Here is a 16,479-nt window from a genome sequence, read left to right as displayed (position 1 = left end):
TGGGCGGCAAGGTCGACGGCTCGCTGTTCGAATTGCCGGCCGGCAAGGTTCGCATCGCCGCCGGCGTCGAATACCAGAAACTCGACTTCCAGCTTCGCGCCCTCAACACCCTGAACCTGGCGACGGCCTACCAGACCTCGCGCTACGCCAAGAGCCACCGGATCATCGAGTCCGGCTACGCCGAACTCTTCGTGCCGCTGTTCGGAACCGGCAATGCTCGCCCGGGTCTGCGCCGGCTGGATCTGTCGGTGGCCGCGCGCTACGACCACTATTCGGACGTCGGCAAGACCACCAATCCCAAGATCGGCCTGTCCTGGGATCCGACCGAAGACGTCCACCTGCGCGCTTCGTGGGGCACCTCGTTCCGCGCCGCGACCCTGGGCGAATCCGATCCGCGCACCGTCGGCCAGACCAACCGCACCTTCATCGCCAACGGCCTGAACGACCCGTCGATCCCGGTGACCAACACCGCGACCGGTCAGTCGCTGGTGCTGCTGCGCACGGGGAACACCTCGGGTCTGCGTCCGGAGTCGGCCAAGATCTGGTCTGTCGGCGGGGACTGGACCCCGTCCTTCGCGCCGGACCTGAAGCTGGGCGTCACCTACTACAATGTCGACTACAAGGATCGCATCGAGAACCTGCCCAATACGACCCTGATCCTGTCGAACCCGGCCACCTACGCGCTCTACAAGGACTTCTTCATCGCCGCGCCGCAGCCGGCGAGCTGCGTCAGCGGCAACCCGCCGGGCCTGCTCGGCACGCCGCAGTACTCGACCTACAATCCCAAGTACTTGCCCTGGCTCAACGACCCGAACGCCGTCTATTCGCCCTCCACGGCCAATGACTGCCAGATGGTCGGCATCGTCACGGGCGGCCTGCGCAACCTGGGCCGCGTCAAGCAGAGCGGTCTGGACTTCACCGGCAACTACGGCATGGAGACGCCGGCCGGTCGCCTGACCCTGAACGGCAGCTTCAGCTACATCATCGACCTCAAGCGCAGCCTGCTGCCGAACTCCCCGCTGTTCACGGCGCTGGACACCTATGGCAACCAGCTTAGCAAGCGCGGCCGCTTCGGCGCCAATCTGCGCAACGGCGACTGGTCGGCCAACATCGCGGCCAACTACGTCGGCTCGTACCTGAACAACGCCACCATCACGGTGAACGGGGTCAAGAAACCCGACACCAAGGTGCCGTCGTGGACCACCTTCGACGCGGGCCTGGCCTACAACGTGCCGGTGACCGCGCCGTCGGCTCTGCAAGGGCTGCGTCTGGCGGTCAACATCCAGAACATCGCCGACAAGAGCGCGCCGATCGTGCTGACCCAGGTCGGCAACGCGGCCAACGCCGTCGACCTGAACGTCCACAATATCTTCGGGCGCATCTGGTCGGTCGAAGTGACCAAGAAGTTCTAACCTACCTCGAGGGCCGGGGCGCGCGCCTCGGCCCGACCTTTTGCCGGCGGCCAAGGACTGGGACATGGACTTGAGAAAACTCGCTTCGGCCGCGCTGGCGGCTCTGGGCCTCATCATCGGCTCGCCCGCGGTCGCGCGGCAGGCCGCGCCGGTCACCGCCGGCGCCCCGCCGGCGCGCGGGGCGATGCCCGACGCCTATGCCGGCAAGAAGAAGCTCCTGGTGATCGCCGACGTCCAGAGCGGCTTCCACCACGACTCCATCAACCACGCGATGGCGGTTGTCGAGCGCCTGGGCCGCGAGACGGGAGCCTATGTCGCCTTCCTGCGCACCGACTCGCAGATGATCACCAAGCAGCCGCTGATCGGCAAAGGGGCGCGCTACACAGGCCGTCCGATCAACGCCAAGAACCTCGACTATTTCGACGCGATCTTCTTCATGGGCAGCGGGGAGGGGACTTTGACCCCGCAGCAAAAGGCCGACTTGCTGGCCTTCGTCCACGAGGACGGCAAGGGCTTCGTCGCGGCCCACGCCGCCACGATCGCCTACTTCGACTGGCCCGAATACGGCGAGATGATCGGCGGGGTGATGGCCGGCGAATGGCCGATCGAACCGACGGGCCTGATCATCTCCGATCCCAAGTTTCCCGGCGCGGCGACCTTCCCGACGACCTTCGCCGACCAGTTTCCGTATCTGAAGGAGCCCTACGCCAAGGGCAAGGTGCACACTATCGTGCGGGTCGATCCCGCCAAGCTCAAGCCCGAGCAATTGGCCAAGCGTCCTGACGGCGATCTCCCCATCGTCTGGGCCAGGACCTACGGCAAGGGACGTGTGTTCTCGTCCGCGCTCGGCCACCGCGACGAGGTCTGGGACGACCCCGCGGTGCAGAAACTCTACCTCGAAGGCATCAAGTGGGCGCTGGGCGTGACCGACGCCGACGTCACGCCCGATCGCCCCTGAGCTCGCCGCACATGACCCTCCTGGATCCCGCCGCCGCGCGCGCCGGCCAAGTCGAGACGAAGACGATGAACACCGCCACGGGGCCCAAGCCCACCAATGTCCGCTACGGGGTGCTGGCCCTGATCGCCCTGGGAACGGTCATCAACTATCTCGACCGGACCCTGCTCAGCGTCGCGGCGCCGACGATGACCAAGGACCTCGGCATCGACGCGGCGACCATGGGCCTGGTGTTCTCGGCCTTCTCCTGGACCTATGCGCTGGCGCAGATCCCGGGCGGGGTGTTCCTCGATCGCTTTGGCGTTCGCCTGACCTATTTCCTGTCCGTCGGCCTCTGGTCGATGTTCACCGTGCTGCAGGGCTTCGCCACGGGCCTGGGAAGTCTGCTGGGCTTCAGGCTCGGACTGGGCGCGGCGGAGGCGCCTTGCTTCCCCGCCAACAGTCGCGTGCTGGTGTCCTGGTTCCCGCAGCGCGAACGCGCGCGCGCCAACAGTGTCTACACCGTGGGCATGTATTTCGGGATCGCGTTCCTGAGCCCGCTTCTCTTCTGGATCACGGCCAGGTTCGGCTGGCGCGTGCTGTTCATGGGCGTGGGCGCCTTGGGCCTGATCTTCGCCGCGGTCTGGTTGAGGTTCTATCGGGACCCCGACAAGAGCGCGGCGGTCAACCAGGCCGAACTCGATCACATCGCCGCTGGAGGTGGCGTGTCGTCCTACGCCCAGACGACCTTTTCGTGGAAGGACGTGGGCTACCTGCTCAGGCAACGCCAGATCCTGGGCGCGTCCTTCGGTCAGTTCGCCACCAACGCCACGCTCGTCTTCTTTCTCACCTGGTTCCCGACCTACCTGATGACCGAGCGCAACATGTCCTGGCTGAAGGTCGGGTTCTACGCGGTCCTGCCGTTCATCGCCGCGTCGGTCGGAGCTCTCGTCGGCGGACAGGTTTCGGACGCGCTGGTCCGTCGCAGCGGTTCGGCCAACCTCGGTCGCAAACTGCCGATCGTCGGCGGCCTGCTGATGTCCTCGACCATCGCCTTGGCGGCCTTCATTCGCAGCGACGCGCTGGTGATCGCGGTGATGTCCGTGGCCTTCTTCGGGCAGGGCATGTCCAACCTGGGCTGGACGCTGATCTCGGACGTCGCGCCCAAGTCCCTCGTGGGCCTCACCGCCGGCCTCTTCAACTTCTGCACCAACCTGGCCGGCATCGTCACGCCGATCGTCATCGGCTTCGTGGTGGCCAAGACCGGTTCGTTCTTCGGCGGCCTGGCCTTCATCGGCGTCATGGCCCTGCTGGGGGCGCTTTCCTACACCTTCGCCGTCGGCGACGTGCGCCGGCTCCCCGACCCCGCGCGGTGAGCCCTCCGCCTTTCCTCATGCCATCCCGTCTCCCGTTGGAGTCCCGTGAATGACCCACATCCGACCCGCAGCCGCCGATCATGGCCGCAAGCGCCTTCTCAAGTTCGGCGCGGTGCTGACCGTCGCCGGGGTGACCGCCGTCAGTTCGGCCACGCTGTTGTGGGCCCAGGCTGCGCCCGGCGGCGCCACCGCTGGCGAGGACAAGCTCCCGGCCGGTCCTGGCAAGGCCGCCTTCATCTCGTCCTGCACCGCCTGTCACAGCGCCGCCCTGGCCACGAGCAAGCGCCGCACGGCGGACGAGTGGCGGGACACCATGAAGAAGATGGTGGGTCTAGGCGCTCAGCTCTCGGAACAGGATTTCGGCGCGGTGCATGGCTATCTGGCCGCCAACTTCGCGCCTGTCGGCGGCGCGGCGCCGGCGCCCGTCGCCGCTGCGGCCGCCGCGCCGGCCAAGGCCTACGACCGTCCGCAGGGGCCCAATCAGTGGGCGGCGTACGGGGGCGGCGACGCCAATCAGAACTATTCGCCGCTGACCCAGATCACCCCCAAGAACGTCGGCAAGCTCAAGCCCGCCTGGACCTACCACTACGGCGCCGGGCGCAGCGACAACGGCGACGAGGGCCTGGATTTCCGCTTCGAGGTGACGCCGATCCTGGTCGGCGGGATCATGTACTTCTCCACGCCCGCCTCGCCGCGCAACCCCGCGCTGAAGGCCTCGATCACAGCGCTGCGGCCCGAGACCGGCGAAGTGATCTGGAAGTACGAGTCCCCGCTCAACATCCACGGTCGGGGGATCGCCTACTGGCCGGGCGACGAGAAGACCGCGCCGCGCATCTATTTCGGCACCGACCAAGGGTATATCCGCGCCGTCGACGTCACGACGGGTCAATTGGCCCAAGGGTTTGGCCGCGACGGCCAGATCGACGCCTATGTCGGCGTGGCTTCGGAAATCGTCGGAGAGTCGCGGCGGGCGACCTTCACGATCCCCAACCCGGTCACGGTCTACAAGAACCTGATCATCACCGGCGCGCGCCCGGGCGAAGCCGGTCCGCCGGCGCCGCGCGGCGACGTCCGCGCTTGGGACGCGCGCACGGGCCGCCTGGTCTGGAGTTTCCACACCGTGCCCCAACCGGGCGAGGCCAACGCCGACACCTACAAGGGCGACGAATGGCGCGACGTCAGCGGCGCCAACGTCTGGTCGACCATGGCCCTCGACGCCGAGAACGGCATCGTCTACGCGCCGGTCGGCGACCTCAACAGCGAGGCGGCCGGCTCGCAGTTCTATTCGAGCTCGGTGATCGCGCTCGACGCGGCGACCGGCAAGCTGCGTTGGTTCCGCCAGATCGTGCACCGCGATTTTTGGGACTTCGACGCCCCCACGCCGCCGGTGCTGTACGAACACGTCGCCGCCGACGGCCGGAAGATCCCGGCCCTGCTGCTGACCGGCAAGCAGGGACTGCTCTTCATGTTCAATCGCCTGACGGGCGAGCCGATCAACGGCTACGAGGAGCGTCCGGTGCCACAGCCGGAGCCGGAACTGGCCGCGCAGTCCTGGCCGACGCAGCCCTTCCCGATCGCGCCGGGTCCGCTGTCACGGACCCAGATGACCCGCGATGAGATTCCGGATCTGGCGCCGGGTATGAAAGCCGCCTGCACCAAGTACTGGGACGACAACAACACCGTCAGCGTACCGCTCTACGCGCCCCGCCAGAGCAGCCAGCACGCCACGATCAGCTATCCCAGCCCGACGGGCGGCCCCAACTGGGGCGGCGGGGCGTACAACCCCGAGACGGGCTACTATTTCATCAACGTGCAGAACCGCGCCGTCTTCCGGCCGAAGGCCAGTCCCGGCGCGGGGGTCGGCATGATGAACCGCTCGGCCCGGCCGGCGGGAGCGGCGCCGCCGCGTCCGCCCGCCGGTCAGCGTCCGGCTCCGCCCTTCAGCTTCACGGTCAAGCCCGGCCTGGTGCTCTCGTGCGGCGCGACGCCCTGGGGCGAGCTGGTCGCGGTCGATGTCCGGACACAGAAGATCGCCTGGCGGGTTCCGCTCGGCACGACCGAGGCCTTGGGCGAGAAGGGCGCCAAGACCGGCGCGCCGAACCTGGGCGGCGGCATCACCACCAAGTCGGGCCTGGTGTTCATCGGCGCGGCCAATGATCGCCGCCTGCGGGCCTTCGACGCCAAGACCGGAAAGACGCTATGGGAAGCCGAGATGGAGGCCAGCGCCCACTCCACGCCGATCACCTATATGGGCGCGGACGGCAAGCAATATGTCGTGGCGACCGCCGGCGGCGGCACCACCGCGGGCGGGCCGCAGATGTCCGACGCCGTCGTGGCCTACCGGCTGCCCTAAACAGCCGCGCGGCCGGATGTCGTGGTCCGGCCGCGCCCTTGGCCTCGGTAGAAAATCGCGATGCGGCCTTTCATGAAAAACGTCTTCCTCCTGGTCTCCGTCATCGTCCCGGTTCTCCATGCCGGATCCAGCGCCGCGGCCCAGGCCAACGGCCAGGCGCTGTTTGAATCTCGCTGCGGCATGTGCCACGGCCTGACGCCCGCGCCGGGAAAGATGGGACCGCCCTTGAAGGGCGTCGTCGGCCGCAAGCTAGGGGCCGCGGCCGGCTACAATTACAGCGACGCGCTGAAACGGTCGAAGACGACCTGGAGCACGGCCCGCCTGGACGCCTTTCTAGCCGCGCCCGGAAAGGCGGCGCCGGGAACCAAGATGATGGTCGGGGTCTCCGCGGCGGATCAGCGAGCGGCGATCATCGCCTATCTGTCCTCCCAGAAGTAGATGATTGACGCCCCGCCCCCGGTTTCCGCCGTCGTTGTCGAGGCGCCCCGCCTGCCGCCTCTGGCGGGGCAGGAGGCTTTCTCTACGGCTGTCTACGACGCCGCCCAGCTGGGCGCGGCGGCGCGGCTGGACGACGTGCTGAAGACCACCCCCGGGGTCTCGCTGTTTCGACGTACGGGCAGCGACGCGGCCAATCCGACCATCCAGGGCCTGTCGCTGCGCGGCGTGGCGCCGTCGGGCGCGGGCCGGGCGCTAGTCACCCTGGACGGCGCGCCGCAGAACGATCCGTTCGGCGGTTGGGTGATCTGGACGGCGCTGCCGGGCGAGGGCCTTTCGGGCGCGACCATCGTGCGTGGCGCGGGGGCGGGGCCCTACGGCGCCGGCGCCCTCACCGGCGTCGTGGCCCTGCGCGAGCGGGCGGCCGGCGGCGGCCTCACCAGCTTCACGGTCCAGGGCGGCCAGCGCGACAGTTGGCGCGCGGCCGGGACCGTCGGGACCGACCACCTGCTGCTGACCGCCAGCGGCTCGCGCACCGACGGGTATCGACCGGTGCGGGGTTCGGCGGCCGGCGCGGCCGATACGCCCACGACCTTGGAGGACGGCTCGATCGCCGCCCGCGTCCAGGGCGCGGCGGGCGGCGTGCGCTGGGCGATCCGGGTGGGGGCCTTCCAGGAAAAGCGTGACGCCGGCCTGGTCGGCGCGCGATCGAACGCCACCGGCGGCTCCTTGGCCGTGACCCTGGCCGGCGAGGCCTGGCGCGTACAAGCCTGGGCCCGGACCAGCGACCTCGAGAACACCTCCGCCGCCGTCGCCGCGGGACGGGTCGGCACGACGCCGGCCAATGACCAGTATTCGACTCCGGCCAGCGGCTACGGCCTCAACGCCGCCTGGCAGGGCGGGCGGGGCGAGTGGTCCTGGGAGCTGGGCGGCGACGTCCGCGCGACCGAGGGCCAGACCCACGAGCTCTTCCGCTACATGAGCGGCGCCTTCACCCGCCAGCGCACGGCCGGCGGCCGCACCCTGGTCGGCGGTCTCTACGCCGAGATGGCCTTCGCGCGTCGTGACTTCTCCCTGGCGGCTGGCGCCCGGCTGGACGGCTGGCGCTCGTACGACGGCGTCAGGCGCGAGCGGGACACGGCCACCGGCGGCCTGACGCTGGACGCGCCACCGGCCAACGCCTCGGGAACGACGCCGACAGGCCGCGTCGGGGTGCGCCAGCGTCTGTCGGGCCAGACCTGGTGGCGGGGGGCGGCCTACGCCGGCTTCCGACCCCCGACCCTGAACGAGCTCCACCGCCCGTTCCGCGTCGGCAACGACGTCACCGAAGCCAACGCCGCCCTGAAGCCCGAGACCCTGTACGGCGTCGAGACCGGTCTTTCCGGCGAGGGCGCCGCGAAGTGGAGCCTGGGCGTCTTCTACAACCAGATCCAGGATCCGATCACCAACGTCACCGTCGGCGTCGGGCCAGCAACCTTCCCGGTGGCCGGTTTCATCCCGGCCGGCGGGGTGCTCCGCCGGCGGCGCAACGCCGGCGAGATCAACGCCTACGGCCTGGAAGCCGACATCGCCGCCGACCTTTCGCCGGCCTGGACGGTGCGCGCGGCTTTCTCGGCCACCCACGCCCGCGTCGACGGCGGGGGCGCGGCGGCTCAGCTGACCGGCAAGCGCCCCGCCCAGGCGCCGGCCCTGACCGTCACGGCCGGCGCGCGCTGGAAGCCGTTCGACCGGCTCAGCCTCGACGCCGACCTGCGCTACGAGAGCAAGCGGTTCGAGGATGACCTTAACCAGCGGACGCTCAGGGCCGGGACCAGCCTGGACCTTCGGGTCGGCTGGGCGCTGTCGCCGACCAGCGAGATCTACCTGGCGGCGGACAACGCCCTCGACGCCGATCTGGCGGTCGGTCAGACGGCGGACGGCGTCACCAGCTATTCGGCGCCGCGCGCCGTCCATGTCGGCTTCGCGCTCCGGCGTTGATATTCGCCAGTAGGATGGCGCGAAGGGACGAATGCCAAGTTTCGCTTGTACAGTTCCACCGCCCGCGGAACTGGTTAGGCATGGCGCGGCTAACCCCCGATCCCAAAGCTCCGTCATCAAGGTGTTGATGGCGTTGGGAAGCAGTGGACGTTCCGGCCACGGCGTCGGTGGGGCAAGTCAACTGAACGCGAAGCTCGCCTCGACGCCTCGTGGCGGAGAGGTGAGGATCGCGGCCCAGAGCAATCCGTCTAGAGCGCGTCCATCGTTATTGGCCCGAGCGCGATCCTGGCCTTGAAATCCTCGCGTCATCGCGTCGTTTTCGCTAGGTGTCGCCGCATGCAGCGCGATCCGCCAGCCGCGAAGTTCACGATCGTCGACATCGCCCGAGCCGCCGGCGTGTCCATCAAGACCGTCTCGCGCGTCATCAACCAGGAAGAGGGGGTTGGAGCCGAGACCCGGGCGCGCGTCTTGGAAATCGTCGCGGCGATGGGCTATCGCCCAAATGTCTCGGCTCGCTCGCTGTCCAGTCGCCGCAGCTATCTCATTGGCGTGATCTTCATGCGTGTCGGCGCCTATCACTATGTGGGCGAGGTTCAGGTGGGCGCGATGCGCGCCTGTCGCCGGGCCGGTTACCACCTGGTTGTCGAACAGGTGCTGCCGCCCGACGCCGTGGGCGGCGTCCAGGGGTTCGCCGACGAACTGCGCGACGCCCGGTTCGACGGCGTGGTGCTGACCCCGCCAACCTGTGACGATCCCGAGGTTCTGGCGGCGGTCGAGACCGCGGGACTGCCCTATGTGCGCATCGCGCCGGATCGCGAGTTCGAGCGTTCGCCCTATGTTTTCATGGATGATCGCAAGGCCGCGCGCGAGCAGACCCTGCGGCTATGGAACATGGGTCACCGGCGGATCGCCTTCATCGATGGTCCCGCCGATCACGGCTCGGCGGCGCGTCGGCGCCAAGGCTATATCGAGGCGTTGCGCGACCGGGGCGTCGAGCCTCGGCCCGAATGGATCGCCAAGGGCGAGTTTCTCAGCCTGTCGGGCTTCGACGCCACGGAGCGCTTGCTGGGCTTGCCCGAGCGTCCGACCGCGATCTTCGCGGCCAATGACGAGATGGCGGTGGGCGCCCTGGCCGCCGCCGCCAAGCACGGACTGTCCGTGCCGCGCGATCTTTCGGTGGTCGGCTTCGATGACACGCCAACGGCCGAAGCGGCCTGGCCGCGCCTGACCACGGTCCATCAGCCCACCGCCGAGATGGCGGAGGCCGCCGTCGAGATGCTGATCGACGGATTCGGCGACGAGCGGCTCCGCGCCCGGGTCGCGGCGCGCCAACTGGACTATCGCCTCGTCCAGAGGGACTCGGCCGCCCCGCCGCTGGCCTAGGCCGGATCGGCCAAGGATCCCGCCAGACACGACCGATTTTCGGCGTTGGCCCGGGGCCGGCGAACAAAGCTTCGCCATGGGCCTTCGTCGGAGGCGAATTCCGTCCGTTGGCCAATATTTTCGACAGCGGTGTCAATGGAATCGATCATAGACAACGTTGTCGTAATCGTGCTGTCTAGTTTGAGACAACGTTGTCGTAGCCATCTTGGCGACGACGACCGCGTCGGGAAAAGGCCTCGGAACAAGGGGCCCAAGGAAACGCAAACAGGCGCCGGATGGCGCCCTGGGAACCGTGGCGTCCGGCGTTCGCGTCGGCGCGCTCCGAGTCCAGCCAGGACAAAGGGAAAGAGATGCGTAGTCTTCTGTTCGCATCGGCCGCCGTGGCGGCCGCGGGCCTTCACGCGCCTGGCGCGGCGGCTCAGGACAGCGCCGTGAAGCTCGACGAAGTGGTCGTGACCGCTCAACGCCGCAGTGAAAACCTTCAGAAGACCCCGCTCACCGTATCGGCGGTGACGGGAGACAAGCTTGAAGCCCAGGGCATCAAGACGGTCGTGGATCTGTCGTCCCAGGTGCCGGCGCTGCAGATCAGCTCCAGCGGCTCGGGCGCGGCGGTGGTCTTCCTGCGCGGCATCGGCAGCACCAACACCACCGAGGTTGGCGATCCGGCGGTCGCCTATCACATGGACGGCATCTACATCGCCCGTTCCACCTCGGTGGGCGCTCTCTTCTACGACGTCGACCGGGTCGAGGTTCTGCGCGGCCCTCAGGGCACGCTCTACGGCCGCAACGCCACGGCCGGCGCTATCAACGTCATCACCAAGCAGCCCAAGTTCGACTACGAGGGTAATGGCTCGGTCGACGTCGGCAATTACGGCGCCATCACCACCTCGGGCATGGTCAACCTGCCGGTCAGCGACACCATCGCCGTGCGCGCGGCCTTCCAGACCTCGCGCCACGACGGCTACGTAAAGGCGCTGAACAAGGGGCCTGGGACCGGCGGCAATGATCGCTACGACCAGGACGACAAGTCCGCGCGGGTCCAGTTGCTGTGGAAGCCCACCGACACCTTCTCGCTGCGCGCGGGCGCGGACTATCTGCACCAGGGCGGCGCCGGCGGCGGCGACAAGACCTACGGCACGGCGTTGGCCACCAGCGATCCCTGGACCTGCAACTGCGCCACCAACCTCTATCGCAACAACAAGTTCTTCGGCGCTCACGCACAGGCCGACCTGGACCTGAGCTTCGCCACCCTGACCTATCTGACCGGCTACAACTTCTCGCGCCTGGATCGGAACGGCGAGAACGCCAGCACCGGCGCGCCCAACTATTTCAAGGGCAAGGACCACACCTGGTCGCATGAACTGCGCCTGGGCGGCGACACGGGCAAGCTGAAGTGGGTGGTCGGGCTCTACCGCTTCACCGAGGACAACAACGTCGACTTCCGCGTCTTCCTGGCCACGAACTCGTACCTGTCGTTCATCCAGCCGGAGGTCACGGCCAAGTCGATCGCCGTGTTCGGCCAGGGCACCTACGAGGTGACGGATCGGTTCCGCGTCACCGGCGGCCTGCGCTACACCGAGGACCGCAAGGCGCGCGATGGCGGCACCTTCCTGACCAATTCGGCGGGGGCGATCACCAGCACGGTCATCAAGAACCTGGCCGACGCCAAGTGGGACGCCACCAACTGGAAGCTCGGCGCGGACTTCGACCTCACCAGCACCAGCATGCTCTACGCCAACGTCGCCACGGGCTATAAGGCCGGCGGCTACTACGACGGCGTCGCCAACAACGTCTACGCGCCGGAGAAGATCACCTCGTACGAGGCGGGGGTGAAGAACCGCTTCTTCGACAACCGCCTGCAGTTCAACGCCACCGGTTTCCTCTACGACTACCGCGACTTCCAGGTCACGGCCGTGGGCATCATCGCCGGCCAGCAGGCTTCCGTGACCCTGAACGCCGAGAAGGCGCGGGTTTACGGCGTCGAGTTCGAAAGCAATCTGGTCATCACCGAGAACGACCGGATCGACGCCACGCTGGGCTGGCTGCACGCCCGTTACACCGACTTCGTGCTGCCGCTAGGCGACGCCTTCTCCAACAACGCCGCCAACGCGACGGTCGCGTCCTGCTTCAAGGCCAACTGGAGCGCCGCGGCGCCGCGGTCGACCGACTTCTCGGGTTGCCGCATGGCCCGCACGCCGGATTGGACCCTGAACGTCGGCTACCAGCACACCTGGGAGATCGCATCGGGCGCGAAGGTCGTCGGCCGCGTCCAGACACACTACGAGAGCGGCAAGAACCTCGAGTACCATGGCTTCGCCCAGAACAAGCAGGGCAGCTTCACCAAGACAGATCTCAGCCTGACCTACACCAGCGCCGACGATCGCTGGAACCTGCAGGGCTATGTCCGCAACCTCGAGGACGACGATGTGCGCACCGCCTCGTCGCCAAACTCGACGACGGGCGTGGCCACCAACGGCAATGGGGAGTTTTACGCGCCACCGCGCACTTACGGCCTGCGCCTGGGGGTCAATTTCTAGCTTCCCGGCGACTTACCGCCCTCGGCGTTCCTGCGCGCCGAGGGCGCTTTCTTTGGTTCGTATCCGGAGTTCAATGTGCGCGCCCTTCAACGTCTTCTGATCTCGACCGCGATCCTGGTCGCGACCGGTTCGTCGGCCCTGGCCGCCACCCAACCGCTCCTTGGAGTCCGCGACGGCAAGGTGCTGACGGTCGAGGGGCTGCGTTTCCGCGACCTCGATCGTGACGGCAAGCTCTCGCCGTTCGAGGACTGGCGTCTGGCCCCGGACCAGCGCGCCGCCGACCTCGTTTCCCGCATGACGCTGGAGGAAAAGGCCGGCGAGATGATGCACGGCACCCTGCCGGCCGTGGGCGGCATGGTTCCGGGGCGAGGGCAGGGCTATGACCTCGCCAAGCTGAAGCCGCTGATCCTCGATCGGCGCGTGACGACCTTCATCACGCGCCTTTCCGGCGATCCGGCCTGGCTGGCCGAACAGAACAACGCCGTCCAGGCGATCGCCGAGCAGGGCCGCCTGGGCGTGCCCGTGACCATCAGCACCGACCCGCGCCACCACTTCCAGTTCGTGGACGGAGCCAGCGTGGCGGCGGGCGGCTTCTCGCAATGGCCGGAGGCCCCGGGTCTCGCCGCGATCGGCGACGACACGCTGGTCCGCCGCTTCGGCGACATCGCCCGCCAGGAGTATCGCGCCGTCGGCATTCATCAGGCCCTGTCCCCGATGGCCGATCTCGCCACCGAACCGCGCTGGTCGCGGATCAGCGGCACGTTCGGCGAGGACCCGGATCTCGTCGGCCGCATGGTCAAGGCCTACATCCAGGGTTTCCAGGGCGGCCAGACCAGCCTCGTGCCGAACGGCGTTTCGGCGGTGGTCAAGCACTGGGTCGGCTACGGCGCCTCGGCCAAGGGCTTCGACGGCCACAACAGCTATGGCCGCTACGCCGTCTTCCCGGCCGGCCAGTTCGACCTGCACGTCAAACCGTTCGACCAGGCCTTCGCCGCCGGCGCCGTCGGGGTGATGCCGACCTACGCGATCCTCAAGGACCTCATGCTGGACGGTCAGCCGCTCGAACAGGTGGGGGCCGGGTTCTCCAAGCAACTGCTGACCGAGCAACTCAGGACCAAGCACGGCTTCAAGGGGATCGTCCTGTCCGACTGGGCGATCACCAACGACTGCCCCGAGACCTGCCGCGACGGCTTCCCCGAAGGCCAGAAGCCGAGTTTCGCCGGCTTCTCGACGGCCTGGGGCGTCGAGGCGCTTTCCAAGACCGATCGCTACGCCAAGGGCGTCAACGCGGGCCTCGACCAGTTCGGTGGCGTCGAGGACACGGCCGAGCTGGTGGCGGCGGTGAAGGCCGGCAAGATCCCGCCGGCCCGTGTCGACGACGCGGCGCGGCGCATACTGGCGATCAAGTTCGAGCAGGGTCTGTTCGAGAATCCCTATGTCGACGCCAAGGCCGCGACCGCCATCGTCGGTTCCCAGGCGTTCGTGGCGGAGGGCCGCGCGGCGCAGAGCGCGGCGCTGACGCTGCTGGAGAACAAGAACGGTCTGCTGCCGCTGAAGCCGGGCGGCAAGAAGGTCTGGCTCAAGGGCGTGTCCGACGCCGCCGCCCGCGCCCACGGCTTCGTTCCGGTCGCGGATCTGGCCCAGGCCGAGCTGGCGATCATCCGAACCGCGACGCCGTTCCAGACCCTGCACCCGAACTTCGTGTTCGGCGCGATGCAGCACGAGGGCGACCTGTCGTTCAAGGACGGCGCGGCCGACTACGAGGCGATCAAGGCCGCCTCGGCCAAGGTCCCCACCATCGTCGCCGTCTACCTGGACCGACCGGCGATCCTGACCAACGTGCGGGACAAGGTCAGCGCCTTGATCGGCGACTTCGGATCCAGCGACGAGGCCTTCCTCGACGCCTTGACCGGCGCCGCTCCGCCGCGTGGCAAGCTGCCGTTCGAGCTGCCTTCGTCCATGGCCGCCGTCGAGGCCCAGGCCGAGGATGCGCCGCACGACTCCCGGGCCCCCCTGTATCCGATCCATTTCGGCCTGACCTACTAACGACGCCCGGGGGGCTGTCACGTTGATCGCCCCGCGTCGCGGAGGCCGAATACTTGGCCGCGTTCGGCGGTGGCTGCCGCCCACGCTGCGTGAGCCTCGGCGCGGAAGCGCCGAAGCGTTGCGCGGCTGACCAGATGACGTTGAGTGTTGAAGGTGTCGTAGACGGCGGCGTGGGTGGCGAGAAAGCGCTGGGCGGAGGCCGGACTTTTAAACGCTGCATCCTTCGCTCCCACTGTCGGATCGGCGGGTGCGAGTCCTCCACCCTGTTGTTCTCGCGCAGGCCACCCGAAAGATGGAGGTGGCTTCGTTCGTCGGATCGTCTCATAGCTGGCTTTGACGCCGCGTTCGGCCAGCAATTCCTCGACATCTCGAAAGCTCAGGCTGGAGCGGAAATAGACCTGACCAGCATGCGCCAGTGAGCTTCTTGGCATCGCCTTGTGAATAACGAGGCTCTCACGATCCCCGCTAACCAGCCATGCTGCGAACCATCGCCTAGACGAGAAGCTGCGCCTTCAAGCGCTTGCGGTCCAGCTTGCCGACCGCCGTCTTCGGAATGGCCTCGGCGAACACGATGCGGTGCGGTTTCTTGTAGGAGGCGATCCCTGCGGCGACGTGGGCGATCAGTTCGACGTCAGTCGCCGCCTGTCCGGCGCGCAGCACCACGACGGCGGTGACGGCCTCGACCCACTTGTCGTCCGGCAGGCCCACGACCGCGACCTCCAGCACCGCCGGATGGGTGATCAGGGCGTCCTCGACCTCCCGCGGATAGACATTGTAGCCGCCCGAGATGATCATGTCCGAGGTGCGGTCGCGCAGGTGCAGCAGGCCGTTCGCGTCCAATAGGCCGACGTCGCGCGTATGGACCTATCCCTCTGCGTCGAAGGTCTGAGCGCTCAGATCGGGCGCGTTGAAGTAACCGGCCGCAGCGCTGGGCGCGCGCACCAGGATCTCACCGATCTCGCCCGTCGCCACGTCCCGACCGCCCTCGTCCACCAGACGGATCTCGACATCCACAGCCGGTCGCCCGCAGGCCCCCAATTGTTCGCCGTGATGGTCTTCCGGCCGCAGCACGGCGATGCACAGCGGGACCTCGGTCTGGCCGAAAAACTGCCAGAACCGAGCCCGGCCGAAGCGAGCGATGGCCCGCTCGATCACGGCGCGCGGCATCGGCGAGGCGCCGTAGATGATCCGCTCGAGCGACGAGATGTCGAAGTGGTCGATGTCTGGATGCTCCAGCAGCATCTGCATCATCGTCGGCACCAGGTTTATCGCGGTGACCCGATGCTCGGCGATCGCCTGCAAAAAAGCGGCGGGCGCAAAGCCTGGAAGCACGATGTTGCGCCCGCCACGCACCCACAGCGGCAGCACGAACGTGCCGCTCGCATGGATCAGCGAGGCCGAGTGCAGCATGGCGTCGTCGGGACTGGCCGGGAACAGGTTCATGAGGATGTTCCGGCAGATCGCCGCGTAGGAGCCTTGCGTGTGCTGGGCCGCCTTCAGCACACCGGTGGTGCCGGAGGTATAGAGGGTGACGATCACGTCCTCGAGCCGGGCATCGGTCTGCGGCGCGTCGCCCGGCATCGCCTCGGCCATCGCCAGCAGGTCGTCGCCGTCGTCCAGCCGCGCTCCAAGACCCAGGCAGACGAGATCCGGCTTTAGAGCCTTCAGCTCGGCGGCGCGATCCAGAAGATCCGGACCGAACACCAGGACGCTGCATTGGGCCTCCGCGAGCATCCGGGCGTGTTCGCTGGTCGCCAGGCGGGCGTTCAGGGGCACCCGGTTCAGGCACGCCTTCACGCAGGCGAAGTCCAAGGGTACGCTGTGCACACCATTATTGGCGAGCAGCGCCACGCGGCGGTGCGGCGAAAGGCCCGCCGAGCGCATGGCGTGGGCCAGGCGATTAGCTCGCACGTTCACCTCGGCAAAGGTCAGGCTGTGACCCTCGGCGATTACGGCGATGCGGTCGGCGTGCTGGCGCGCGCCGCGTTCGATCAACTCCAGGCAGCTCGGGCCTTGGCTCATGTCG

General features: G+C 68.0%; 11 protein-coding genes and 1 pseudogene. 9 read left to right on the top strand and 3 right to left on the bottom strand.

What is annotated here, in order from left to right:
• The 9 genes from VJ655_RS13400 to VJ655_RS13360 all read left to right on the top strand — a co-directional run.
• Window positions 1-1,412 (top strand): TonB-dependent receptor domain-containing protein (locus tag VJ655_RS13400; RefSeq protein WP_324111845.1); only part of this gene is annotated, 1,412 nt, incomplete at its 5' end.
• Between the two features lie 64 nt (window positions 1,413-1,476).
• On the top strand, window positions 1,477-2,370 hold the full coding sequence (locus tag VJ655_RS13395) for a ThuA domain-containing protein (protein ID WP_324111843.1): 894 nt from the start codon (window positions 1,477-1,479) through the stop codon (window positions 2,368-2,370).
• An 11-nt stretch (window positions 2,371-2,381) separates the two neighbouring features.
• Entirely contained in the window at window positions 2,382-3,722 is a 1,341-nt protein-coding gene (locus tag VJ655_RS13390; protein ID WP_324111841.1) for an MFS transporter, read from the top strand.
• A 49-nt stretch (window positions 3,723-3,771) separates the two neighbouring features.
• Window positions 3,772-6,075, top strand: a complete 2,304-nt coding sequence (locus VJ655_RS13385; protein WP_324111839.1) for a PQQ-binding-like beta-propeller repeat protein — start codon at window positions 3,772-3,774, stop codon at window positions 6,073-6,075.
• Between the two features lie 72 nt (window positions 6,076-6,147).
• Entirely contained in the window at window positions 6,148-6,513 is a 366-nt protein-coding gene (locus tag VJ655_RS13380) for a c-type cytochrome (protein WP_324111837.1), read from the top strand.
• Entirely contained in the window at window positions 6,514-8,487 is a 1,974-nt protein-coding gene (locus VJ655_RS13375) for a TonB-dependent receptor (protein ID WP_324111835.1), read from the top strand.
• 336 nt (window positions 8,488-8,823) lie between these two features.
• Window positions 8,824-9,870, top strand: coding sequence for a LacI family DNA-binding transcriptional regulator (locus VJ655_RS13370; RefSeq protein ID WP_324111833.1), 1,047 nt, complete (start codon window positions 8,824-8,826; stop codon window positions 9,868-9,870).
• A gap of 350 nt (window positions 9,871-10,220) precedes the next feature.
• Window positions 10,221-12,407 (top strand): TonB-dependent receptor, encoded by a 2,187-nt coding sequence (locus VJ655_RS13365; protein WP_324111831.1) that lies wholly within the window; start codon window positions 10,221-10,223, stop codon window positions 12,405-12,407.
• 75 nt (window positions 12,408-12,482) lie between these two features.
• Window positions 12,483-14,453 carry a glycoside hydrolase family 3 protein gene (locus tag VJ655_RS13360; RefSeq protein WP_324111829.1) on the top strand — a complete coding sequence of 657 codons (1,971 nt, stop codon included), beginning with the start codon at window positions 12,483-12,485 and terminating at the stop codon, window positions 14,451-14,453.
• Between the two features lie 17 nt (window positions 14,454-14,470).
• Here the strand turns inward: VJ655_RS13360 and VJ655_RS13355 are convergent.
• The 3 genes and pseudogenes from VJ655_RS13355 to VJ655_RS13345 all read right to left on the bottom strand — a co-directional run.
• A pseudogene (locus VJ655_RS13355) lies at window positions 14,471-14,748 on the bottom strand (hypothetical protein); the annotation flags it as partial.
• A gap of 197 nt (window positions 14,749-14,945) precedes the next feature.
• Window positions 14,946-15,293, bottom strand: a complete 348-nt coding sequence (locus tag VJ655_RS13350) for a class I adenylate-forming enzyme family protein (RefSeq protein WP_324111825.1) — start codon at window positions 15,291-15,293, stop codon at window positions 14,946-14,948.
• Between the two features lie 24 nt (window positions 15,294-15,317).
• Window positions 15,318-16,475 (bottom strand): class I adenylate-forming enzyme family protein, encoded by a 1,158-nt coding sequence (locus VJ655_RS13345; RefSeq protein WP_324111823.1) that lies wholly within the window; start codon window positions 16,473-16,475, stop codon window positions 15,318-15,320.
• Window positions 16,476-16,479: the final 4 nt, after the last annotated feature.

This window comes from Caulobacter sp., assembly GCF_035254145.1.
GTDB lineage: Bacteria > Pseudomonadota > Alphaproteobacteria > Caulobacterales > Caulobacteraceae > Caulobacter.
Note: the sequence above shows the minus strand (reverse complement) of the source record. Positions and strands in the feature narration are given on the sequence as shown.

Coding starts and splice junctions, on each gene's coding strand:
- VJ655_RS13395 (WP_324111843.1), top strand. CDS start 1,477: ATGGACTTGAGAAAACTCGCTTCGGCCGCGCTGGCGGCTCTGGGCCTC.
- VJ655_RS13390 (WP_324111841.1), top strand. CDS start 2,382: ATGACCCTCCTGGATCCCGCCGCCGCGCGCGCCGGCCAAGTCGAGACG.
- VJ655_RS13385 (WP_324111839.1), top strand. CDS start 3,772: ATGACCCACATCCGACCCGCAGCCGCCGATCATGGCCGCAAGCGCCTT.
- VJ655_RS13380 (WP_324111837.1), top strand. CDS start 6,148: ATGAAAAACGTCTTCCTCCTGGTCTCCGTCATCGTCCCGGTTCTCCAT.
- VJ655_RS13375 (WP_324111835.1), top strand. CDS start 6,514: ATGATTGACGCCCCGCCCCCGGTTTCCGCCGTCGTTGTCGAGGCGCCC.
- VJ655_RS13370 (WP_324111833.1), top strand. CDS start 8,824: ATGCAGCGCGATCCGCCAGCCGCGAAGTTCACGATCGTCGACATCGCC.
- VJ655_RS13365 (WP_324111831.1), top strand. CDS start 10,221: ATGCGTAGTCTTCTGTTCGCATCGGCCGCCGTGGCGGCCGCGGGCCTT.
- VJ655_RS13345 (WP_324111823.1), bottom strand. CDS start 16,475: ATGAGCCAAGGCCCGAGCTGCCTGGAGTTGATCGAACGCGGCGCGCGC.